Here is a 23037-nt window from a genome sequence, read left to right as displayed (position 1 = left end):
CAGTCGTCGTTCCGCAGAAACCTGCTTATACTTCAATGGTTCTGTGCTATCGGAATGAAATTATTTTCACCGATTGCGGTATACGGAACTATTGGGATGAGCAACATTCTTTAATGGTCGATCGCGACATCAATGCTTCGATCAATTTAAAGAGACTTGGGTTGGACATTTTCCCAAGTATAAAACGCCGTAGCGGGAATCTTTCTGTAGTAGGAACTATAGATAATAGTATCGCAAAGGAAATTTTGTATACCCTTCGTCGGGCTGCAAAGATGCCCACATCATAGCTGTACTCAGCTTGATGTGGAAGTATGTCACATGGTTTGTATTCATCAAATATTATTCGTAAAACCCCCCCCTACAAGCCATTTTAGGCGATAGCAGAATTTTATTTATAGAATAAATAATTATACCTATAGGGGGTACAGCTACAGAGTAGGGTGCTAAGTTGGAAAAACGGATACAAACCCGATCGCACACCTGCTTTGATAGCAGCGCGAAAAGATTTAAATCCAGTCTGCAAGGATTAAGTTAAATCGGGATGACAGGATTTGAACCTGCGACATCCTGCTCCCAAAGCAGGCGCGCTACCAAACTGCGCTACATCCCGGTGTGGTAGTTATCCACCCCATGACCATTAACACATAAAACCAGGAACTTGTCAAGCTATTTTTTCATTTCTGCTCGAAATGTACTTCCAAGGGTGATGCCAGCGTCAATCTGGCCTTGCTGCCAAAAATCAACGCTGACGTAGACCGATCGACTAATCTGGATACCAGAACATACCTTTAATCCCCTCTGGATCTGACATAAAGCCCAAATTTCGGTAAAAATCCACAACTTGAGGGTCAGCAAATAAGGTAATGTTGCTGATGTCTTCACTACGGAGTTTTTTAATGATGTATTTCATCAGTGCCTTGCCCATACCCTTACCTTGGTAATCAGGATGAACTACCACATCCCATAGCGTGGCATTAAAAGCATGGTCTGAAGTCGCTCTGGCGAAACCTACCAGCCGTCGCTGGGTGCCCCGGATCTCCCACATAGAGACGACTAAGAAGCTGTGTACAATAGCTTTTTTGACTTTTCGCAGGGGACGGCGGGACCAACCAACTGCATTACAAAGTTCTTCGAGTTCGTAGAGGTCAATATCCCGATCGCAACTAAAAAAGATGCGAGCGTTGCCGAGGGAGTTGGGCTTGCGAAAAGTTGGGGACAGCGGATCGCCAGACCCAACAGTCACATCTTCCTCAAATTCTGCTGTTTGGGGTACAGAGGCAGACTCAGAACTACTAAATAAGTTTTTCCAAAAACCCATGCAGGCGCGGTTAAGGTAGTAGAAGTTGGACGACGTTACAGAGAGCCCGAAAGATAGACCCACTCCGATCGGGATGGGATGAATTGCGGGTAATCTTTTCAGCAACAGTTTACGGTACACTCATCTTACGCCGAAAAGACGGATTTGTCGTCCCACATTGAGTCTCCACTATTCTGATGCTGATCAACTTGGGTACAAATTCATCCGTGGAGACTTTAAACCTCTTCGCATCGTTCCTGTGCATGGCGACCGGAACCTAGTATATCTCCCGCACCTTCCCCTCAATTATGGCTTCGGGTTTAAAACCATCTACACTAGAACTGCTCAAGCGCTTTAACCGAGCGTTTCCGCAGTTTTACGAGCAATTTGTCAGCAGTGAAATTCAACTGCAAAACCTCAAATTAGCTTATCAACTGTATAAAACTAGACAAGCAGTCATCGAAGTCAGACCGGAAGGTAACAAAAGTGCCCTGCATTTTGCTTATCGCAACCAGTCTTTTTTGTTGAGTGATATTTTTGGAGTCCTGGCCGCCTATGGACTAACGATTCACAGTCTGAGTCTATACGGTCAAATTTACCCGCCGATGTTGGTATTTATCAAATTGGTAGTATCTCGCGGAGGCAAGGTACTGGCAGATAAAACCGCAGAAAACGTCTGTAGGGCGGTTAGAGAGGCCTTGGCAGGACATTTTGAAGTTGAAGAGATGTTGGCGGTAGAATTTAATCTAGACGCGGGTTTAGAGGACGTGGCAACGGAATTCTACGTCGATCCAGTGTTCCACTTGCCAGCTTTGCTGATTGAAGCAGACAACCAGCCTGGACTTTTTTACAAAGTTATGTATGCCATTTGGCAAGAGGATTTGTTGGTGGTGAATGCTAATTTACTGGTTTGGCGGGGGCGGACTCGCTTAATTCTCTACTTGTTGGGCCCCAATGAAAGTTTAATTCCTGAGTATTTGGGGCAGAAAATTGCTGAGGGGGTGCGCCAAAGATTGCTGGGCGATCGATTTTAAACAGGTGTCAGTGGTTGACCAAAAATCCGCTGTCGGCGAACCCTTCTTGAATTAGGATAGGACTATGGCAATCATTGACATCCTAGGGGTTCGGCACGCCTACGATTTGACAGCACCGAGAACAACTCCCCACGTTTTAGTTTTTGTCCACGGCTGGCTGTTGAGCCGTCACTACTGGCAAGCGACGATCGCACGTTTGGCAGATAATTATCAATGTCTAACTTACGATTTGCGCGGGTTTGGCGATTCCATTGCCTACGATGACACTCACGGGATTTCCCAACCTGGGAATTCCTCCTACACTCCTGCTGCTTATGCTCGTGATTTGGGAATTTTATTAGAAAAACTCGATATTTCCAGTGTTTGGCTGGTGGGACATTCTCTGGGGGGTACGATCGCCCTGTGGGGAGCTAGCCAATTGTCCGATCGAGTTAAAGGTGTCCTCTGCGTTAATGCCGGTGGTGGCATCTATCTTAAGGAGGAATTCGAGCGGTTTCGAGCCGTGGGCAAGCAGCTAGTCAAACTGCGCCCCCTCTGGTTGTCTTACTTGCCCTTACTAGATTTTGTGTTTGCCCGTGATTCTGTGGCCCACTCCATCGGTCGTGCCTGGGGAAGGCAGCGGTTGATAGATTTTGTGGCGGCTCGCCCAGAAGCGGCTACTGGGGCTTTGCTGGATTCCACCACAGAAGCGGAAATTCACCGCTTGCCAAAAATTGTGTCCCAACTCAAACAGCCTGTTTATTTTATTGCCGGCACTAAAGACCAAATTATGGAACCCAAATACGTGCTGCATTTGGCCAGCTTTCACTGGCTGTTCCAAGGTTGTGGCGAAAATGTGCTTCAGATTCCAGATTGTGGTCATTTGGCAATGCTGGAACAGCCGGATGCAGTGGCTAATTACCTGACCAAAATCCTCCACGAGCATGATTAAATGGCAACGGGCATCGGGCATTGCTACGATCGCCAAGGAATCACAAATAACCAATAACCCATAACAAATCAGTTGTTTCTTCTGCTATAACTGAATAGTGGCAAATTGTTTGAATTCAAATTCAGCTTAAATATCTGTGCGCGTCAACCTCACCGATCGGCAACAACACATCCTGTGGGCAACGGTTCGCCACTATATTGCTACAGCCGAACCCGTTGGCTCAAAAGCTTTGGTTGATGAGTACAAACTCACTGTCAGCCCAGCTACAATTCGCAATGCGATGGGAACTCTCGAAAAAGCAGGACTCCTCTATCAACCTCACACTTCTGCAGGACGTGTCCCCTCTGATTCTGGCTACAGACTTTATGTCGATCGACTGATCCAGCCTTCAGAGAAACTCGCCGGTAAGGTGGAACAGGTACTCGACCAGCTCAATTGGTCTGATGGTCGTCGCTCGGCGGTACTTCGAGGTGCCGCTCAAATTCTGGCGACTATTAGCGGTTACATTGCCCTGATCACCATACCCCAAACCAATATCGCTTGCTTGCGACACTTGCAACTGGTGCAGCTAGAACCCGGAAAGGTGATGCTGATAGTGGTGACAGATGCCTACGAAACCCAGTCAGTGTTGGTGCAGTTACCTCAAGACACAGAAGGTAAAAAGCTGGATGTAGAAATAGTCGATCGCGAATTACAGATTTTATCCAATTTTTTGAACTCTAAATTGCGCGGGCGCTCGTTCTCCGAACTCAGTACGATCGCGCTTAGCGAATTAAACCAGGACTTTGAACTGTACGCTGATTTGATGGGAACCATGCTGGCGGCCTTGAGCCGTCGGGCCGAGACTCCCACATACACGCGGATTTTGATCGGCGGTTTGGCAGAAGCATTACGTTTACCGGAGTTCTCCCAGTTGCAGCAAGTTCAAACCCTCGTTCAACTCCTCGAACAAGAACAGGAACTACTTTGGCCTTTAATCTTTGAATCTCCAGACTTGGAAACCCCCGGTAGACGGGTGACAGTCAGAATTGGCTCGGAAAACTCCCTAGAACCAATTCGCGGTTGTACTCTGATTTCTTCCACTTATCGGCGGGGATCTTTGCCTGTGGGGAGTGTTGGGGTTTTGGGACCGACGCGGATGGTGTACGAAAATGCGATCGCAGTTGTGGAAGCAGCAGCAGATTATTTGTCGGAAGCCATTGGCGGAAATCGAGCTAATTTTCCTGAAGCCAATCCAGAGATGCCGCATAGTAGATTCATAGATGCACCCTGATTTGATACCCCCAAGTTTAACTAGCTTGGGTTTTTTTTGGGTATATTATAGCATATTTTTCCTTCATATTTTGAAGTTCAGGGGCGGATGTAATAAAACTAAAGTTAATATTCATTAGTCATCTGCGACTCTGCGGGGTCTGCCACTATTCCTCTGTGCCACTGCCCCACTTTCAGGGCCTAGGCTATTTTCAAAAGAAAAGTCAAAATATTAAGACATTTTTTAGAGTTGGTCAAAAATAGGTAAAAAAGATTAATGTGGTTATTAAACCCCTTTGTCTGTTGGGAATAACCAGGGTTGGCAAATTGCAAATAGCTTCCAGCAAATTTAGCAAAATTGCCACTCCAGCTAAGGTTCAACTCTTAAGTTAAGATCGAAGGCGAGATTTAGGTAATTTTTTTTAGGATTAAATGAAATCGATCGATAACAGTAAAAATACCTTTGCGATCACAACCCCTCTGTACTATGTAAACGATATACCTCACCTTGGCAGCGCTTACACGACTATGGCTGCTGATGCTATAGCCAGATTTGAGCGGCTGCGGGGTAAGTCAGTTTTGCTAGTTACAGGGACAGACGAGCACGGGCAGAAAATTCAACGCACCGCCGAGAGTTTGGGGCGATCGCCCCAGGGTCACTGCGATCTAGTTGTTCCGGGCTTTGAGGCGCTTTGGGAAAAATTCAACATCCAGTACGATCGTTTTATCCGCACGACATCCAGACGCCACGAGTATATTGTCAAAGAATTCTTCCAGCGGGTTTGGAATTCCGGCGACATCTACTTGAATCAGCAACAAGGCTGGTACTGCGTTTCCTGCGAAGAATTTAAAGAGGAACGGGACTTGTTACCGGGGCACCGTTGTTCTGTCCACACCAGCAAAGAAGTTGAGTGGCGCGATGAGGAAAACTACTTTTTCCGCTTGTCGCGCTATCAAGAGCAACTTTTAGCCCTCTATGCTGAACGTCCCTATTTCATCGCGCCGGAAAGTCGGCGCAACGAAGTTCTCAGCTTTGTCAACTCTGGACTGCAAGACTTTTCGATTTCTAGGGTGAATGTGGCATGGGGTTTGCCGGTGCCGGTTGACCCTAGTCATACCATCTATGTCTGGTTTGATGCTTTGGTAGGATATATCACCGCCCTGGTGGATGCTGACATCGACCCCACTTTAGAGAATGCTTTATCTAAATGGTGGCCAGTTGACCTCCACTTAATTGGCAAAGATATTCTCCGTTTCCACGCAGTTTATTGGCCGGCAATGCTGATGTCTGCTGGTTTGCCGATGCCTGGTCGTGTCTTCGCCCACGGCTTTTTGACCAAAGACGGCAAAAAAATGGGTAAAACTGAAGGTAATACTTTAGACCCAGTGGAATTGGTCAATAAATACGGTGCTGATGCGGCTCGCTACTATTTCTTAAAAGAAATTGAGTTCGGACAGGACGGCGATTTTAATGAAACTCGGTTTATCAATACATTAAACGCTGAATTAGCAAATGATTTGGGAAATTTGCTGAACCGTACTTTAAACATGGCCCGTAAATATTGCGGTGGTTGTGTTCCTAATGTATTGGGCGAAAACATTTCCAGCGATAACCTTCTCAAGGGTATGAGCCTGAATTTGGGCGAAGAAGTCGCTGGTTTTTATGAAGACTTAGCTTTTAGCAAAGCTTGCGAAGCCGTACTGGCTTTGGTTCGAGCTGGAAATAAGTTTATTGACGTACAAGCACCTTGGAGTTTGTATAAACAAGGACATTTAGAATCTGTCCAACAAGTGTTATATTCGGTTCTGGAATCTGTTAGACTGGCATCTTACCTTTTATCGCCGATAATACCCAATATCAGCAGTGCGATTTATCAGCAGCTCGGTTTTTCAATTGACTTTAACGATAAGGTAGCAGTTAACAGTTTAACAACATTTGCGACTCACTCGGTATGGGGTGCTTTACCAGCAAACCAAGCTCTGGGAGAAGCTCAGCCTGTTTTTAGGCGACTAGAACTGCTGGAAAAAGTACCTTCTTAGTTGACATTAGGCGATCGGGGTGCGATGACCGATCGCAAATTAGCACTTATTTCATTACCTAATCTTTCATAAAAAATTGAGGCATAACAATCATGTTGAATAGAATAGAAAGCAACGATCTTTTTACGCCGGAACAAGTTTTAGAAAATCGCGGACGAGTGGCAATCTTTATTGATGGCTCTAACCTGTTTTATGCTGCTTTACAATTAGGGATTGAGATTGATTATACCAAGCTTCTGTGCCGTTTAACGGCTGGTTCCCGGCTGTTGCGGTCTTTTTTCTACACTGGTGTCGATCGCACTAACGAGAAGCAGCAGGGGTTTTTGCTGTGGATGCGCCGCAACGGATACCGGGTAATTTCTAAGGATTTGGTGCAATTACCAGATGGTTCTAAGAAAGCGAACTTAGATGTAGAAATTGCCGTGGATATGATGGCTTTGGTTGGCTCCTATGACACGGCGGTTTTGGTCAGTGGCGATGGCGACTTGGCCTATGCTGTGGATGCTGTCAGCTACCGTGGCGTGCGGGTTGAGGTGGTGAGTTTGCGATCGATGACCAGCGACAGTTTAATTAATGTAGCCGATCGCTACATCGATTTGGAAATGATTAAGGACGATATCCAAAAAACATCGCGCCCTAACTATGCTTATCGCCCCTTGTCGGGCTTGAGCTTGATGGACGAACATGACGATAGATAGGAAGTAGGAAATCGGTAATTGGGAATGGGTAATGGGGAATGGGTAATAGGGAATAGGGAATAGGCAATGGGTTAAATAATTCAAAATTAAAAGTCAAAAATTTAGATAAAATATTAGGAGATTTTAAATTTTTGATTTGCTTTTTTTAATTACTAAATTACAAATTACCAAATTACCAAATTACCAAATTACAAATCACCCAATTACAAATTACTAATTATTAATTACTAAATGATTAATTTGCCATCAAAAACTTCCAATTTCTCATCCCCAAAAGTGATGCTACTAACTTTAGTTGCCTTGCTTTTGGGGATTGGTGCTTGTGGCGCTCCTTCCGACACTCAAAAAAGCAAGTTAGCTGAAGATCTCAAAACTGCTGAAAAGTCAAACAGCACTTTAACATTGAACAAAGTAATTCTAGAGCAGGCCAATGAAAAAGGCGAGTTATTCTGGAAAGTGAGGTCGAAGGATGCTGTTTACAGCAAAGACCAAAAGATAGTGAACGTTCAGAAACCCGTGGGCAAATTGTTTCAGGACGGCAAAGAAATTTACGATATTCAAGCAGAAACAGGAGAGGTATTTCAAGAAGGAAATCAGGTATTTCTGAAAGGCAAAATAGTTGCTACTGACCTCAAAAATGGAGTGGTGCTCAGGGGGAATGAATTGGAGTGGCGGCCGAAGGAAGATGTGTTAGTGGTTCGGAATAATCTGACTGGAGACAACAAACAGGTGAGTGCTTCTGCGAAGGAAGCGCGAGTTTTCACTAGAGCCAGAAGAATGGAGTTATTCGGCTCTGTAGTCGCAGATATTAAAGATCCAGTTTTGCAATTGCGAACAGAGCATTTAATTTGGTTTCTGGATCAGCAAAAAGTCAGCAGCGACAAACCGAGTCAACTGGACAGATATAAAGATAAAAAAGTTACAGAAAGCGGTTTTGCTGACCAGACAGATGTAGACTTAAAAACGAAGATTGCGACGCTGACCAAAAATGCTCAATTGATGCCATCCGATCCGCCACTGCAAATAGAAAGCAGTTTGATGAGTTGGAATTTTCCCGCACAAAGTGTGGTTTCGCCGGGGCCAGTCAAGGTGTTTCACCGGGTGGAAAAGGTGACGATGACTGGGGATACTGGTAGGGGAGATTTAGATAAAAAAGTTTTTTATTTGACGGGAAATGTGCTAGGAATAGGGCAGAAACGTCTATCTCAGTTGAATAGCGATCGGGTAATTTGGTATTTAACTAATCAGACTTTCGATGCGGAAGGAAATGTGGTTTATCGGCAATTAGATCCGGTGTTTAATTTGACTGGGCCGAAGGCTTCGGGACAGCTTAAAGATCAAACTGTGATTGTCAAAGGTGACGGTGGGGGTGGCCAAGTTGTGACGGAGTTTGTGCCGGATGAGCATAAAGCAACTTTGGGACAGTAGATAGGATTGGTGATATCGTTGACCGTTGCATCGGAATGATTTAACCTTACTAGAACACAGAGAACACAGAGAGCTCAGAGAGAAATGAATAATTCCGATGAAGAGAGGAATTGATATGACAACTTAACGTCAAACCGACAGTCTTTCTTGTTTGTGTCGAAGTCTAGATCCCCCCTAACCCCCCTTAATAAGGGGGGACTTGAACGCTGATATAATGAAGATTTAATTGAGTAAGGAGCAGTTGGGATGACAACAACTTTAGAAAAGTTAGAAAGGCTCGATGAACCTATCTTAATTGACGAATTGAGCTGGAGAGAGTTTAAGGTGGTTGAACAGTTGCTCTCACGCCCAGGGGTGAGATTGTCATTTTTAGATGGGGTATTGGAGATTAGACGTATGCCTGGAAAAAAACATGAAACTGTTAAGCAGCGGATTTCAACGCTGTTGGATTTGTATTTGGAATTCGGAGGGATTGATTTTACGCCAACGGGTTCGGTGACACTAGAAAGTGAAACTGGAAGGGTGAAGCGAGAAGCGGATTTGTCTTACGAATTGGGGCCTAATCAAGAACTTCCTGATTTGGTGGTGGAAGTGGTGGTGACTAGCGGCGGTATTGACAAGTTGGAAGCTTACAAACGCCTGCAAATTCCTGAAGTTTGGTTTTGGGAAAATTGTAGACTGCGTTTGTATTCGTTGGGGGCTGATGGATATGCAGAGGTCGATCGCTCTTTGGTGTTGCCAGATTTAGATATTGTATTATTGGCGCGGTGTATTAATATTGAAAATCACCTTCAGGCGATGCGGGAATTTAAACAAGCGATTCAAGGTTCTTAGAAGCCTGTTTTGAGAGTTGATTATTGAACCGCGAAGACGCGAAGGAAGAGTTGAGTGGGGGCGGGTTTAGGAGATTATCGGTTTTAGGCAATTATTGTTGCTGAAACCCGCCCCTTGTATCTACTTTTTACAATTGTCCGAAACCTTTTTTGGGTTTATCTTTTTTCTTTTTCTTTTTCTGTTGTTGGCCGCCCATGTAGCCACGGGCACCGGGCTGCATTCCTGCCATTCCTGGCATTCCTGGCATTCCCGGTAATCCTCCCATACCTGTAAAGTTACCTTGACTCATTTGCTGCATCATGGTACGCATTTTTTGGAAATCGCTGACGAGTTTGGTGACGTCGTTTTCTGCATAGCCTGCACCTTTTCCGATGCGACGGCGGCGGGATGGTGAACTTGCTAATAGTTCGGGATTGCGGCGTTCTTCCACTGTCATGGAATTAATCATGGCTTCGGTGCGTTTTAGCTGCACTTCTCCTTGTCGCATTTGTTCGTCGGAGAGTTTGTTCATCCCTGGTATCATTTTCATGATGCCGCCTAGGGAACCCATGTTTTTTAGCAGTCTGGTTTGTTTGAGAAAGTCGGTAAAGTCAAACTTTGCCGTCAGCATTTTCTCTTGCATTTTTTCGGCATCGGCGATGTCGAATTCTTCTTGGGCTCTTTCTACTAGGGTGAGGACATCGCCCATGCCGAGTATTCTCGATGCCATGCGATCGGGATAAAATGGTTGCAATGCTTCCACTTTTTCGCCGACTCCGACAAATTTAATCGGGGCACCGGATATTTGCCGTACTGACAAGGCTGCACCGCCGCGGCTGTCACCATCTAATTTGGTTAAGATTGCGCCGGTAATGCCGATTTGTTCGTGAAAGGTACGGGTTAAATTTGCTGCTTCTTGGCCTGTCATGGCATCTACAACTAACAGTGTTTCGTGGGGTTGTACTGTTTGTTTGATGCGGCCTAATTCTGCCATCATGTCTTGGTCGATTTGCAGGCGGCCTGCGGTATCGACGATGATTGTATCGACGCCTAGTTGTTTGCCGTGTTCGATGCCTTGGCGGGCTATTTCTACGGGGTCAGTATCGGTGCCTAGTTCAAATACTGGTACGTCTATTTGTTTGCCTAGGGTGAGCAATTGGTCGATCGCGGCTGGTCGATAAATGTCGGTTGCAACCAGCAATGCGGTACGATTTTGTTTGCGGAGGTGCAGTGCTAGTTTGGCGGTGGCTGTGGTTTTCCCGGTTCCTTGCAAACCAGCCATCAGGATCACTGTGGGCCCGGATTCGGCGATGGCGAGGGGTACGTTGGTTTCCCCCATGACGCGGACGAGTTCGTCGTGAACTATTTTAATGAATTGTTGGTCGGGACGGACGCCTGAGACTACTTCTGCTCCTTGTGCTTTTGCCGTTACTTCGGCGATGAAGTTTTTGACGACTTGGAGGTTGACATCTGCTTCCAGGAGGGCGCGGCGGACTTCTTTGAGCGCGTCTTGGATGTTGCTCTCGGAGATTTTATTCTGTCCGCGCAGTTTTTTCCAGGTGGATTCGAGTCGATCGGCAAGGGCTTCAAACATAGGGCTTTGTTGGCTAGTCAGTCTTTTTTATTTTAAGGGTAAATGGCGGTGTTTGGATTCATGTTTTGCTAAAAGTGGGATTTTTTATGTATGAATGGGGATTAGGGCTGATGAATTTGGATATTTTTGAACTTATTTGATGTGGCTTTTTTTGTATTCAGGACTTAGGCACTCTATCTACCTCTGCGCTTGAAAATAGGAGCGTATACCCTATAAAAGCTTCTGTTAACATAACTCCAAAAATCGGGCGTGCCACAGTTTGCCACTCTCTGTCAAACCTTGCGATCGCACTTTAATTTTGACGTTTTTGGGATTCGCCTCATAGAGTCGGCTAATTTCCTGCATTTCTGTGGCGCTAAACCCGGTTCCGACTGCTCCCATTGGCACTAATTTGCCCTGATTTTCTTGAGCTACTTCGATCGCACTAAAGGGTCTTCCCGCAACTTTTGTCGGTGTTAACCCCACAATCCACAGCTCGAATTCCAGACAATATTTTGTCCTCACCATGGGGAATTTTTTGATATCTTTCCCCCCTACATAGGGGCAGTTATGCAAAACCCACACTTCGCCTTCTTTATTTTCCGATTCTTGCTGATTTGCTAGTAAAAGTTTTTCGGTGGCGGTGCGAAAGGTCGGTACAATTTCAAATTCTTTAGATAAATTCACCAGTATTTCGCCAATTTCTACTCCCGCAGCAATTCGTGCTGATTCCGGCAACGGAGTTAGGTCATTTCCTTGGTAAAACAAACATTTAAAAATAGCATAAATTGCTGAGGGTGCCAGGGTGGGAAAACCTCTTTCTATATTAACTGTAGCAGCTTGGGAGCCTGTGCGGTGTTCGCTGCCGGTACAGCTTTTGTAATATAGTTCGCCGTCTAAAACAAAGATGCCTATTTTAGTTGCTGTGTCAATTAATGCTTGCTCTATTTCAATGGATGGCTGTTGGCGTAGGTTGGTTGATCGCGATTGGTAGTATACTTTGTCTGGAGTGGCGATCGCGACTACTCGATTGCCGTCGCGTTTTGGCTGTCCCCAATAATCTGAATTTTCGATGTAATAAGAACGTGCATTCGGTGCGTCTACGGGCTGCATTGTCACAACTTTTCCCGGCTGTAAGTGTGGCGGTAATTGGGCAATTATGGGATTGTTGACAGTTGTTTCTATTTTGGGGGCGGAATTTGATTTGGCGTTGGCAACGAGATTGGTGGTAGCATTGGGTTCTTCCTTGAGAGCGAGTGGCTGTTGTCCAGTTTCCAATTCAAAAGCTTTTTTCCAAAATCCCATCGCCATGTCTGGATATCCTTCCGACTCCGCACAGAGTGCAAAACTAATCACTTTCGCCGTACCAATACCGCGCCCGTAATCAGCTAAATATTGTAGGGCCCCCGCTTCACCCATCAAGTGTAATTCTCGCTTAACGATGCGATTGTTCCAGCGTTCTCGAATGTCGGCACTGATTTTTTTAGCTGCTTTTCGTTTGGCTTCGACGTATTCGGTGCAGTTCATACTGCCTCCTGTTTGTAGGGCTATTTATACATTCTACAAAAAAATAATTTATTAGTCAAGTTTATAGCAAGAAACATTAGGGTGTCAGTAAAAATGCTAAGATAGACTCGATCGTATACTCACATTAATGATGCGGGGCTTGGTGGATTGCTAAGTGTAGTTAGCCAATTTGCGATCGCAGGTTGGAAAATTTAAGATCGAGTCTAATTGTAGTAGATGATGAGATTGATTTTGTACAGCAAACCTGGATGCCACTTGTGCGAAGGGTTGCAAGAAAAACTGGAACAGATTGAAAGCATCAAGTTTCAATTGGAAGTGCGAGATATTACCCAACATGATGACTGGTTTCAAGCTTACCAGTACGAAGTGCCAGTTTTGTTTAAAGTGTACCCTCTCGGAAACAATTCTGCCGATGTTGCATCCTCGCCCCTAGAACAATTACCCCGTCCTTCTCCGCGCTGCACAGTCGCACAATTGGAGCAAATGTTACAGAAATATTTACAAAGCGATGGGTCAAAATAGATTCAACACAGTTTAATGAGGAGTGATTGACATGAAATTGAGAGAATTATTAGCAGCGGTTCCCAGTATTTCCTTTGACTTGCAACATCCCGCCCTCGATGCGGAAGTCCAGGGTTTATCGACTAATTCCCACGCTTGTAAGTCGGGGGATTTGTTTTTGGGAATGCCGGGAACGCGGGTAGATGGGGGAGATTTTTGGCAAAGTGCGATCGAAGCTGGTGCTGTAGCTGCCATAATTTCCACCTCAGCCGCCCAAAAAATACCCCCCCAACCCCCCCTTGGCAAGGGGGGGCTAGAAAGCTCGAAAATACCCCCTCAACCCTCCAGCCACGGGGGGCTAGAAAGCTCGAAAATACCCCCCCAACCCCCCCTTGACAAGGGGGGGCTAGAAAGCTCGAAAATACCCCCTCAACCCTCCAGCCACGGGGGGCTAGAAAGCTCGAAAATACCCCCTCAACCCCCCCTTGGCAAGGGGGGGCTAGAAAGCTCGAAAATACCCCCTCAACCCTCCAGCCACGGGGGGCTAGAAAGCTCGAAAATACCCCCTCAACCCTCCAGCCACGGGGGGCTAGAAAGCTCGAAAATACCCCCTCAGCCCTCCAGCCACGGGGGGCTAGAAAGCTCGAAAATACCCCCTCAGCCCTCCAGCCACGGGGGGCTAGAAGAGGTTCCCTGTGTGATTTCAGCAGGGGATATGGCTCAAGTTTGCGGTCAAATAGCAACGGCATTTTACGGTAGTCCTGCTAGCCAATTGAAACTGGTTGGTGTTACGGGTACTAATGGCAAAACTACAACTACTCATTTAATCGAATTTTTGCTGAATCAAATGCAGTTACCTGCGGCGATTTTCGGCACGCTTTATACTCGCTGGCCTGGCTATGAAAAAACCGCACTTTACACCACACCTTTTGCTGTGGATCTGCAAAGAGAATTAGCAGAATCTGTCAAGGAGGGATGTAAATATGCGGTGATGGAAGTCAGTTCTCATGCTTTGGTACAGCAGCGTGTTTTGGGCTGTAATTTTGATGTTGCTGTGTTTACCAACTTGACTCAAGACCATCTGGATTTCCATAGCGATATGGAAGATTATTTTAATGCAAAATCGCTTTTGTTTAGTCCAGATTATCTCAAAGGTCGGGCGGTTGTGAATATTGATGATGCCTACGGAAGGCGAATCATGAAAAGTCTCAAGTCTGAGCAAGTTTGGAGTTACAGCACTAGCGATCAAACTGCTGATTTATATGCTGATGATTTGCAATATCAGCCCAACGGCGTTAAAGGAGTCTTGCATACTCCTAAAGGAAAAACTGCTTTTGTTTTGCCTTTGGTTGGTCAATTCAATTTATCAAATATGTTGGCTGCTGTTGGTGCTGCTTTGGAGTTGGGTTTAGATTTGTCGGCAATTGTAGAGAAATTATCGGAATTTGTGGGAGTTCCGGGACGGATGGAACGGGTGCAAATAAGTGCCGACCAAGATATTAGTGTAATTGTCGATTACGCGCACACTCCTGATAGTTTGGAGAACTTGTTGAAGGCTTCGCGGCCGTTTATTCCGGGTCAGATGATTTGTGTGTTTGGTTGCGGTGGCGATCGCGATCGCACTAAGCGTCCAAAAATGGGTAAAATCGTGGCAGAATTGGCAGACTTAGCTGTTGTTACTTCCGACAATCCGCGCACTGAAGTTCCTCAGCGGATTTTGGAGGATATCCTAGCAGGAATTGGACCGGAAGTCAATCCCATCGTCCAGTGCGATCGAGCTGCTGCAATTCGCACTGCGATTATGGATGCTAAACCCGGAGATGGCGTGCTGATTGCGGGTAAGGGACACGAAGATTATCAGATTTTGGGTACTGAAAAAGTTCATTTTGACGATCGAGAACAAGCCCGAAATGCTCTCAAAGAAAGAATGTATGGGGTTGGCAGCTAGTTAAAAACATACCCAGATGCCAGATTTATTTAAGAAGTCTGGCATCTCAACAGCAATAAATCACAAGTCATACTTAACAAAAAAAATATAATAAACCAGTAATTATACTTACACCGTATTTAATCGACCTCATTATAATTAGATAAAACACTTTAATAAAAAATAGAAAACATAGTGATATAAGTCACTGTCTCTCGAAGTCTCGATCACATCCAATCAGGTATCGATATTACTATAATTAGGTTTTAGCAAAGACTTTTGTAACGAACAAAAAATCTTTATCAAACTATTTTACAGCTAACACTAAAATCATGACGAATTATCCCAATTTGGTAAGTTCCACATCCTTCGATCCTCTGTCACCTTCGGTAGACTTATCTGTTTCCTTTCTACCCACGCTATCGCTGTCTTTCTGGGCCTCTCAACAGCCCAAATATTCGCACATCCAGCATCCGCGATGTCGAGATGTTTCAAGTCTATATGTGGGTGTGTCTGCTGGAAGGAAATTTGCACGCCCTAGAGACGGAACTGTTTCCGCTGTGCGTCATGATTTACCCCAAACTAAATGTGAGTTGGGAACTTGTCAGCCAAATGACTCACTTACTACGCAAGGAAATTTGTGCCTGTCTGTCACCCGAACAAGCAAAATATTGCGAACCTTTCTATGAGATTCTGCGCCGTATGTTTTCAGCGGAAGTTTTTCCGAACGCTTGATAACTACTATCATAAAGATTAAAGTTTCTGCGGGCAGCACAATGGAAAAAGCTACGTTTGCAGCGGGTTGTTTTTGGGGGGTTGAAGACAAGTTTCGATCGGTGCAGGGGGTGTTATCGACTTGGGCGGGCTATACGGGCGGTCATTGGCCACATCCCTGTTACCTCGATGTTTGTGCGAGAATTACGGGTCACGCTGAGGCCGTGCAGGTAGAGTTCGATCGCTCTGTGGTAAGTTACGAAGCATTGCTGAATGTCTTCTGGAACTGTCACGATCCTACTCAAATCAACCGCCAAGGGCCCGATCGGGGAGAACAGTACAGGTCGGTGATTTTTTATCACAATTTAGAACAAGAAAAAGCGGCGCGCTTGTCTAAACACAAGCTGCAATTATCAGGGAAATATGATAAAGATATTGCTACGGAAATTCAACCTGCTGGTGAGTTTTATATGGCTGAAGATTATCACCAGCAGTATCTGGATAAAAAAAGGCGTTTAAGTTGGCAGACATGAGGCGATTGAAATTGGGGCGATCGCGCCTTAACACAGCTTGAACACCGACGTAATTGATGGTAGGAATCGGGAATTAGGAATAAAATTAATCTCCTCCGATCCCCGACTTTTTAATAAGTCTGGGAGTACCACTGGGTACGCATCAAAAATGACTGTGTTTTTTTCATTAAACCTATAGCAGTCCTAAATGAGTCGTAAAGTTTTTTACCCCACCCCAACCCTCCCCTTATTAAGGGGAGGGAGTAAGAAATTCACAAATGATTTAGGATTGCTATAGTATAACATAGTAGATAAGGGTGCAGATTTGGCTGGAGCTTAGGCGAGGATTATTTGATAAATATGAAGGATGACTAACCTATGGATGCGATCGCTGTCATCTCGCTAAGCAGCCAATTCCCGCAGATAAAATCAATCCTGAGATTCCGCTAGTTTTATCGGAAATTGTCAGTAAACTAATGGAGAAGAATGCGGAAAACCGCTATCAAAGTGCCTTGGGGCTCAAGCACGATCTAGAGATTTGTCTGGCTCAATTGCAAGAAACTGATGAAATTCAAGGGTTTGTTTTGGGTGAAAACGATATTTGCGATCGCTTCATTATACCAGAAAAACTCTACGGGAGAGAGAGCGAAGTAGCTGAATTATTAGCCGCATTCGATCGAGTAGCAAACCCTCATTCCCAGGCAGAATCTCGTTCCCAGGCTCCGCCTAGGAATAAATATCAGGAGGCTCTGTCTCCTCTTTCAGTGCCTATTCTTTCTCAACTAAATCGCGAGGCAGAGCCTCTGGAAATGCGTTACCAGGCAGAGCCTGGGAACGAGGGAACAGAGCCTGGGAACGAGGGAACAGAAGGCTCCCCCCTTATTAAGGGGCTAAATCGCGAGGCAGAGCCTCTGGAAATGCGTTACCAGGCAGAGCCTGGTAACGAGGGGAACGAGGGAACAGAGCCTGGGAACGAGGGGAACGAGGGAACAGAAGGCTCCCCCCTTATTAAGGGGGGCTGGGGGGGATCGAATTTATCCCGCAGCGAAATGATGTTAGTTGCAGGATTTTCCGGCGTTGGCAAAACCGTTGTAGTCAACGAAGTTCACAAACCCATAGTTCGCCAGCGCGGTTATTTCATCAAAGGCAAATATGACCAATTTCAACGCAACATTCCCTTTAGTGCTTTTGTGCAAGCCTTCCGAGATTTAATGGGGCAATTATTGTCAGAAAGCGATGCTCAACTTCAGGAATGGCAAACCAAAATTCAGCAGGCTGTTGGCGAAAACGGTCAAGTTATTGTAGAAGTAATTCCTGAACTAGAACGAATTATTGGCAAACAACCGCCTGTCTCAGAACTTTTGGGAAGTGCCGCCGAAAACCGCTTCAATTTAGTGTTTCAAAAATTTATCTCTGTCTTTACCACAAAAGAACATCCTTTAGTAATATTTTTGGATGATTTGCAGTGGTCAGATTCAGCATCCCTCAAGCTTTTGCAACTGTTACTGGGCGAAAAAGATAGCCAAAACTTAATAGCACTTACGCAAAGAAACCGGGTTTCTCTGAAAAATCCTGGCTTTCTCAAGTATAGATCTAGGAAGAAACTTGGTTTCTGGCATCGAGCTGCCTAACTCCTGATAAAGTTATCTAAGCATAACAAGTTATGGTAAAAACTGCCCGACAGGAGGTAAAGATTGATGGGAGATGCCGATCGCATCTGGGAAAGCGCAGCCGCAGACTTAACAATATCGAGCACAGACATTCATATCTGGCGCGTTAATCTCGATCGACCCCTATCGCAGATCCAAAACTTAGCACAAACCCTCTGTGATAGCGAATTACAGAGGGCAGAACGCTTTAGGTTCGATCGAGACAAAAACCATTTTATCGTTGGCAGAGGCGCGCTCAGAGCCATCCTGAGCCGCTATTTGAAGGTCGCTCCCAACCTAGTGGAGTTCAGTTACGGCCCCTGCGGCAAGCCAGAAATAGCCGCCAATTTGGACAGCACACTTAGTTTTAACTTGTCTCACTCTCAAGGCTTAGCTTTATATGCCCTGACTCGGAGCCGCCAAATCGGAGTAGATATCGAAAAAATCCGTCCCGTTCCCCACATGGAGTCAATTGCTGAGCGGTTTTTTTCCCCCCAAGAAAACACCGAATTTAAGACAGTTTCAGCCGAGGAAAAATTAGTAGCATTTTTTAATTGCTGGACTCGCAAAGAAGCTTACATAAAGGCGATCGGAGACGGATTGAGCTTTCCCCTCCATCGGTTTAGCGTTTCCCTAACTCCAGGGGAACCCGCACGGCTTTTGAACGTCGAGGGCGATTCCCTACGGGATGGGGTCGCGCCTACAGCACCGAATTTATGGTATTTAAAAGCGCTGATTCCTGCACCAAATTATCTAGCAGCAATTGCTGTAGAAAGACGGGGTGCAGAGTTGAATTGCCAGCATTTGTTACTGGATTGAATTCGATTCAACAACAATCTCATCATGAGCCATAACTATTGCAGTGGCAAAAACACCGTCATCACCTCACCCTTTTGGGGCCGCTGACGAATCACCAATTTTCCCCCAGCCGCCCGAAATAAATTCTTAGTGACGCTCAAATTTAAACTCAAACTTCCAGTTTCTGGCTGCACCATCAACAAAGGTCCGATCGACCGCAAAGGACTATTAGCCTTAGTGGCAAAAGTTGAGGTATCATTACCTTCAGATAAATGTTCCGATTCCAACTGCAACTTTAACTGATTTCCCGCCAATGTTACCCCCACTTGAATGTGACTCCCCGATGGCAAAGTGCGAGTAAAATTTTCAATCAAACCAGTTAAAACCTGGTCTAACATAGTCGGATCGCTAACTACTGTCGGCAATTTTTTCGGGACAATTACTTCCAAAGTATGATTCCGCTGACTTGCTTGTTTTTGCCAGCGCGGAATGCTATCCAGCAGCACTTCACCGAGGGACATGGCTGTTAGTTGTACGCCGGAATTTTTCGCTTGAGACATTTCCATTTCTACAGCCCGGAAAATTAAGCCGAAGCGATCGATCTGAGCGGTACACTCGGCATCAATCATTTCCAAACGCTTGACTACCACGGCATCTAGTTTGGGACGTTTCAGCAACAATCTAGTGAGAGTGCGAATCGTCGCCAAGGGAGTGCGGACTTCGTGGGCGATCGCCTGTAGCAATTCCACCTCTTTAGTAGCGTGAGGAATCGGAGATTTACAGTTGAGATTCTTCCCCTGTAATTTTTCATGTCTGTCTCTCAAACTATCATCAATTCTTTCCTCTTTAAATCTGCCTGTTTCTTCTTTGCCAATCGGCAAATTATGCAACAACAAGCGACTGAACTGCATGACTGTTTGATAATTTGGCTCCACAGGAGAAAACTGCTGAAAAATTGCATCTAATTTAGTAGAATGAGCAGTAAATTGACTCACATCTAAATTGATGGCGCTGTCAAAATTTCCTAGCAAACCTTCACTTTCAGTCACCCTGCGTCGCAAAACTTCCCAAGCTTTTGCGACTACTTGGGGATCGAAAGAAAATAGAAAAGCTGGAATGCCCAGAGCATTTTCGCCTAAAACCATCACCAAGCTAAAACTAGCTGTGAGAACCAAACAAAACTGCTCGTTAGCTAAAGGATCGCCCATCGCCAAAGCCAGTGCAGGCGCAGCAGCCGGGCCTGAGATTTGCACATCACCCGCCGGCAGTAAAGCTAAAGTTTGTCGGGTCCGAAAAGACCACAAAGCTGCATCGTTGTCGGGAATACTGGTAAAAATCCAATTGGCAAAGCCGGAAGCCACGGCTGGGTTAGTTAAAACGGAAGATGGACCCGATAGCACTAATCCATGGCAGGAATTGGGAACAGTCGAGGGACAATTTGTTCCCCAGGAATCAGTTTTTTGTCCCTGTTGTTGTCGATCGAGCATTTGATTTAAAGTGGCGATCGCACCGTACCATTCCTGTTCCGCTTTCAGCCGGGAAGCCCCGCGACTACCTGGACAGCGATGGCGGTTGTTTTCTCCCGCCAACTTCCCATCACAGAAGCTGAGCTCATGTTCTGGGCCAGAGGCGGCTAAAATTTCGCTTATTGTCGGTAAAAAGTAAGTATTCACAGTTATAAATCCACCTTCGGAGGCATGAAGGATGAAGTATTTATTTAATTTGAAAGTTCAGGAGTTAGGATTGAGGCACCACAAGGATTAACAAATTGCGTTAAATTTTTGCCTTTCCCTCCTGACTCACAGCATATCTACCTTTGTCAATTCCCGATATTGGCACAACCGTACCAAGTAAGCCGCAATCTCCGCGCTAGGGCTGATATTTTGGCTCAACTAGACCGATCGCCCTGGCAAAAGTGCAAAATAGATGCAGTTAATCACCTGCTTTCCTCATGCCCACCTCGATTGCTGACTCAAAAAATCTGCTGTCCGACTTAATGGCACGCTACCGCAACCAGGTAGATTATCTAGCAATTCGCCTAGAAGAAGCCGAAGGTACTGACATCCTGCTCCGGGGTGAAAAAATTGAAACCCTGAGTGAAGGAATTTCCATTGGCGGCCAAGTTCGAGCTTGTCACAAAGGCGGCTGGGGCTTTGCTAGTTTTAACCGACTTTCCACCCTCGCCGACAGAATTGAAGAAGCCATCGCCTCCGCCAAACTGATCGGCGAGTCAGAAACAATTCTGGCACCTGTCACCCCAGTACAGGATATTTGCTTCCTACCGCTGACTGGAACAGACCCCCGTCTGGTTCCCCTGATCGAAAAAAAGCAATTGTGCGATCGCTACGCGGCAATTCTGCGCAGCATTGACCCGCGCATCGCCACCATCTCCGTCCGCTACGGCGACAGCACCCAGCGCATCATCCTCGCCACCTCCGAAGGCACAATGCTGGAACAAGGTTGGGCAGATATGGAAATGCGTTTTGCCGCCACAGCCCGCAGCGGGGAAACCGTACAAACCGGCCGCGAAACCACCGGTTCCCGCAAAGCTTACGAAGACTTAATCGATCTCGATGTTCAAGTTCGCAGCGCCGCCCAGAGAGCTGTAGATTCCCTAGCCTTACCCCCCGTCTGTGGCAACACCTACACGGTGGTTATTGACCCAATTCTGACCGGATTATTCGTCCACGAAGCCTTCGGCCACCTCTCGGAAGCTGACATGGCCTACGAAAATCCCGACATCATGGAGGTAATGACCCTCGGCCGCCAATTCGGCCCAAAAGAGTTGCAAATTTTTGACGGCGCAGCACCTGGGGGACACCGGGGTAGTTATTTCTACGACGATGAAGGCACTCCGGCTACTACTACTCAGTTAATTAAGGATGGTGCTTTAGTGGGAAGGCTGCACTCCCGCGAAACTGCTGGCAAATTGGGAGAAGTACCGACTGGGAACGCTCGCTGTTTGGATTATCATTATCCGCCGATCGTCCGCATGACTAATACTTGGATCGAACGGGGTACGACACCGGTGGCTGATTTATTTTCCGGCATCACAGAAGGTGTATATGCACGGAATTGGCAAGGTGGCATGACTAACGGTGAAATGTTTACCTTTGGTGCTGGGGAAGCTTGGATGATTCGCCATGGCAAATTGGCCGAACCAGTAAGGGATGTCACTCTTTCTGGTAATGTTTTCAGCACTTTAGCTGACATTGAGGCGATCGGCGACGATTTTTATTGGGATGAATCCGGCGGCTGTGGAAAGGGTGGACAAAGCGGTTTACCCGTGGGCTGCGGTGGCCCTAGTTTGCGGATTCGCAATGTTGTTGTCGGTGGCGAAGCTGCTGAGGAGGACTAATTTCCATTGTCTTGCTTTCCCATAGCAAAAGGCGAGCTGATGTCCCATCAGCACGCCTGCAAAGCTTATTAAATTTTTCCGAATTTATTTATCAGGTAACTGGTAAATACTAGGAAACAGTTTTGCTGGCGCGACGGCGACGGGCGGCAATCAAGCCACCGAAACCGAGAGCTAAACCAGTCATTGTCATTGGTTCGGGGACTGCTTCGGCACTCACGGTGAAGTCTTGGAAGTCTGTGTCGTTGCCGCCACCGCGATCGTCGAAGGAGATTAGTGTGCCTCCGTTAAACAGAGAACCTATTCCATCTGTGTAGGAGCCAGCGGCTTGGAATGCAGAGGTTGTTTCTTTGCCGAGTGCGTTCCACAGGGAGGATGACGCACCAAATACGGCTTGCTGGCTGCCTGTATAGGCGACGTTCAGGTTCAGACCCGATGTGGAGTAGACCATGCCGTTATCGCTGGAGAGTCCCAAGGTGTAAACTTTATTGGCTAGGAAGGTGAAGACTGAGGAACCAGAACCCAGGACTGTATTGCCCAGTGTTCCTTTCCATTCGTTAACGCTGCCGTCGTCTGAGGATTTAGTTTCCGAAAACAAGTCGGCAACTTTAGAGAGTGAGAAGCCGTTGACTTCGTAGATGCCCAAAGAGGAAGTGAAAGCCCCGTGAGATTCTTTGAAATTAAATTGGACATCTTGATTTTGTCCGAAGGTGATGCCATTGGTGCCAAAGGAGAAGGCTTGGGCGGGAGCGGATGCACCCAATAAAGCGGTCGCAGCAGCGGTGGCAGTTAAAGCTGAGAGGAGTTTGGTGTTCATAACTTTTTGCTCTTTTGTTTAGTGACGATGTTCGTAATAATTTAATTATGGAATAGTTTTTGGATTTTGTTGCTACTTGCGATCGCTTTTGACAGATTCTTCATCAAGACTTTACCTAGTCTTTACAAATTCTACTAACTCTGGTTAGCGATCGCCCAATTCTCAACTCATT

Annotated in this window: 18 protein-coding genes, 1 tRNA gene and 2 pseudogenes; 15 read left to right on the top strand and 6 right to left on the bottom strand. The window is 46.0% G+C overall.

Annotation, left to right across the window (positions count from 1 at the left end):
• Window positions 1-287, top strand: a pseudogene (locus ACBR23_RS15460) (RNA-guided endonuclease TnpB family protein); the annotation flags it as partial.
• Window positions 288-536: 249 nt separating this feature from the next.
• Here the strand turns inward: ACBR23_RS15460 and ACBR23_RS15455 are convergent.
• Window positions 537-610: transfer RNA gene (locus tag ACBR23_RS15455), tRNA-Pro, on the bottom strand.
• Between the two features lie 153 nt (window positions 611-763).
• The gene (locus ACBR23_RS15450) at window positions 764-1318 is read right to left on the bottom strand and encodes a GNAT family N-acetyltransferase (RefSeq protein WP_340517608.1); all 555 of its coding nucleotides are present in this window, start codon (window positions 1316-1318) and stop codon (window positions 764-766) included.
• A gap of 287 nt (window positions 1319-1605) precedes the next feature.
• On the opposite strand from ACBR23_RS15450, the gene ACBR23_RS15445 reads away from it, so the two are divergent.
• The 7 genes from ACBR23_RS15445 (at window position 1606) to ACBR23_RS15415 (ending at window position 9513) form a co-directional block, all read left to right on the top strand.
• Window positions 1606-2331 (top strand): hypothetical protein, encoded by a 726-nt coding sequence (locus ACBR23_RS15445; protein WP_236505957.1) that lies wholly within the window; start codon window positions 1606-1608, stop codon window positions 2329-2331.
• A 64-nt stretch (window positions 2332-2395) separates the two neighbouring features.
• Window positions 2396-3262, top strand: coding sequence for an alpha/beta hydrolase (locus ACBR23_RS15440; protein ID WP_341739122.1), 867 nt, complete (start codon window positions 2396-2398; stop codon window positions 3260-3262).
• Window positions 3263-3398: 136 nt separating this feature from the next.
• A complete protein-coding gene (gene hrcA, locus ACBR23_RS15435) occupies window positions 3399-4535 on the top strand; it encodes a heat-inducible transcriptional repressor HrcA (protein WP_341739123.1) in 1137 nt (378 codons plus the stop codon).
• Window positions 4536-4945: 410 nt separating this feature from the next.
• The gene (gene metG / locus ACBR23_RS15430) at window positions 4946-6553 is read left to right on the top strand and encodes a methionine--tRNA ligase (RefSeq protein WP_371120774.1); all 1608 of its coding nucleotides are present in this window, start codon (window positions 4946-4948) and stop codon (window positions 6551-6553) included.
• Window positions 6554-6645: 92 nt separating this feature from the next.
• On the top strand, window positions 6646-7251 hold the full coding sequence (locus ACBR23_RS15425) for an NYN domain-containing protein (RefSeq protein WP_096831201.1): 606 nt from the start codon (window positions 6646-6648) through the stop codon (window positions 7249-7251).
• Window positions 7252-7530: 279 nt separating this feature from the next.
• The gene (gene lptC, locus ACBR23_RS15420; protein ID WP_371120773.1) at window positions 7531-8679 is read left to right on the top strand and encodes an LPS export ABC transporter periplasmic protein LptC; all 1149 of its coding nucleotides are present in this window, start codon (window positions 7531-7533) and stop codon (window positions 8677-8679) included.
• Window positions 8680-8925: 246 nt separating this feature from the next.
• Entirely contained in the window at window positions 8926-9513 is a 588-nt protein-coding gene (locus ACBR23_RS15415) for a Uma2 family endonuclease (protein WP_371117187.1), read from the top strand.
• Between the two features lie 127 nt (window positions 9514-9640).
• Here the strand turns inward: ACBR23_RS15415 and ffh are convergent, their stop codons facing one another.
• Window positions 9641-11086 (bottom strand): signal recognition particle protein, encoded by a 1446-nt coding sequence (ffh, locus tag ACBR23_RS15410; RefSeq protein WP_371120772.1) that lies wholly within the window; start codon window positions 11084-11086, stop codon window positions 9641-9643.
• A gap of 225 nt (window positions 11087-11311) precedes the next feature.
• A complete protein-coding gene (locus ACBR23_RS15405; protein ID WP_371117189.1) occupies window positions 11312-12592 on the bottom strand; it encodes an ATP-dependent DNA ligase in 1281 nt (426 codons plus the stop codon).
• A gap of 219 nt (window positions 12593-12811) precedes the next feature.
• Here ACBR23_RS15405 and ACBR23_RS15400 point away from each other — a divergent pair, with 219 nt between their 5' ends.
• The 6 genes and pseudogenes from ACBR23_RS15400 (at window position 12812) to ACBR23_RS15375 (ending at window position 18714) form a co-directional block, all read left to right on the top strand.
• Entirely contained in the window at window positions 12812-13114 is a 303-nt protein-coding gene (locus ACBR23_RS15400; protein WP_341739521.1) for a glutaredoxin family protein, read from the top strand.
• A 31-nt stretch (window positions 13115-13145) separates the two neighbouring features.
• The gene (locus tag ACBR23_RS15395; protein WP_371125660.1) at window positions 13146-15041 is read left to right on the top strand and encodes a UDP-N-acetylmuramoyl-L-alanyl-D-glutamate--2,6-diaminopimelate ligase; all 1896 of its coding nucleotides are present in this window, start codon (window positions 13146-13148) and stop codon (window positions 15039-15041) included.
• A gap of 465 nt (window positions 15042-15506) precedes the next feature.
• The gene (locus ACBR23_RS15390; RefSeq protein WP_371120269.1) at window positions 15507-15755 is read left to right on the top strand and encodes a hypothetical protein; all 249 of its coding nucleotides are present in this window, start codon (window positions 15507-15509) and stop codon (window positions 15753-15755) included.
• Between the two features lie 41 nt (window positions 15756-15796).
• Window positions 15797-16267: a peptide-methionine (S)-S-oxide reductase MsrA gene (gene msrA, locus ACBR23_RS15385; RefSeq protein WP_371120268.1), complete on the top strand. Its 471-nt coding sequence runs from the start codon at window positions 15797-15799 to the stop codon at window positions 16265-16267.
• A 575-nt stretch (window positions 16268-16842) separates the two neighbouring features.
• A pseudogene (locus tag ACBR23_RS15380) lies at window positions 16843-17755 on the top strand (AAA family ATPase); the annotation flags it as partial.
• Between the two features lie 188 nt (window positions 17756-17943).
• Window positions 17944-18714 (top strand): 4'-phosphopantetheinyl transferase superfamily protein, encoded by a 771-nt coding sequence (locus ACBR23_RS15375; protein ID WP_341739436.1) that lies wholly within the window; start codon window positions 17944-17946, stop codon window positions 18712-18714.
• A gap of 35 nt (window positions 18715-18749) precedes the next feature.
• Here the strand turns inward: ACBR23_RS15375 and ACBR23_RS15370 are convergent, their stop codons facing one another.
• Window positions 18750-20366: a sensor histidine kinase gene (locus tag ACBR23_RS15370; RefSeq protein ID WP_371117193.1), complete on the bottom strand. Its 1617-nt coding sequence runs from the start codon at window positions 20364-20366 to the stop codon at window positions 18750-18752.
• Window positions 20367-20644: 278 nt separating this feature from the next.
• Between ACBR23_RS15370 and ACBR23_RS15365 the strand changes: the two genes are divergently transcribed.
• Window positions 20645-22051 (top strand): TldD/PmbA family protein, encoded by a 1407-nt coding sequence (locus ACBR23_RS15365; protein ID WP_341739438.1) that lies wholly within the window; start codon window positions 20645-20647, stop codon window positions 22049-22051.
• 109 nt (window positions 22052-22160) lie between these two features.
• Here the strand turns inward: ACBR23_RS15365 and ACBR23_RS15360 are convergent, their stop codons facing one another.
• Entirely contained in the window at window positions 22161-22865 is a 705-nt protein-coding gene (locus tag ACBR23_RS15360) for a PEP-CTERM sorting domain-containing protein (RefSeq protein ID WP_341739439.1), read from the bottom strand.
• Window positions 22866-23037: the final 172 nt, after the last annotated feature.

This window comes from Microcoleus sp., assembly GCF_041354475.1.
In the GTDB taxonomy this organism is placed as follows: Bacteria; Cyanobacteriota; Cyanobacteriia; order Cyanobacteriales; family Microcoleaceae; genus Microcoleus.
The sequence above is the reverse complement of the archived record's forward strand: the minus strand, read 5'-3'. Positions and strand labels throughout refer to the sequence as shown.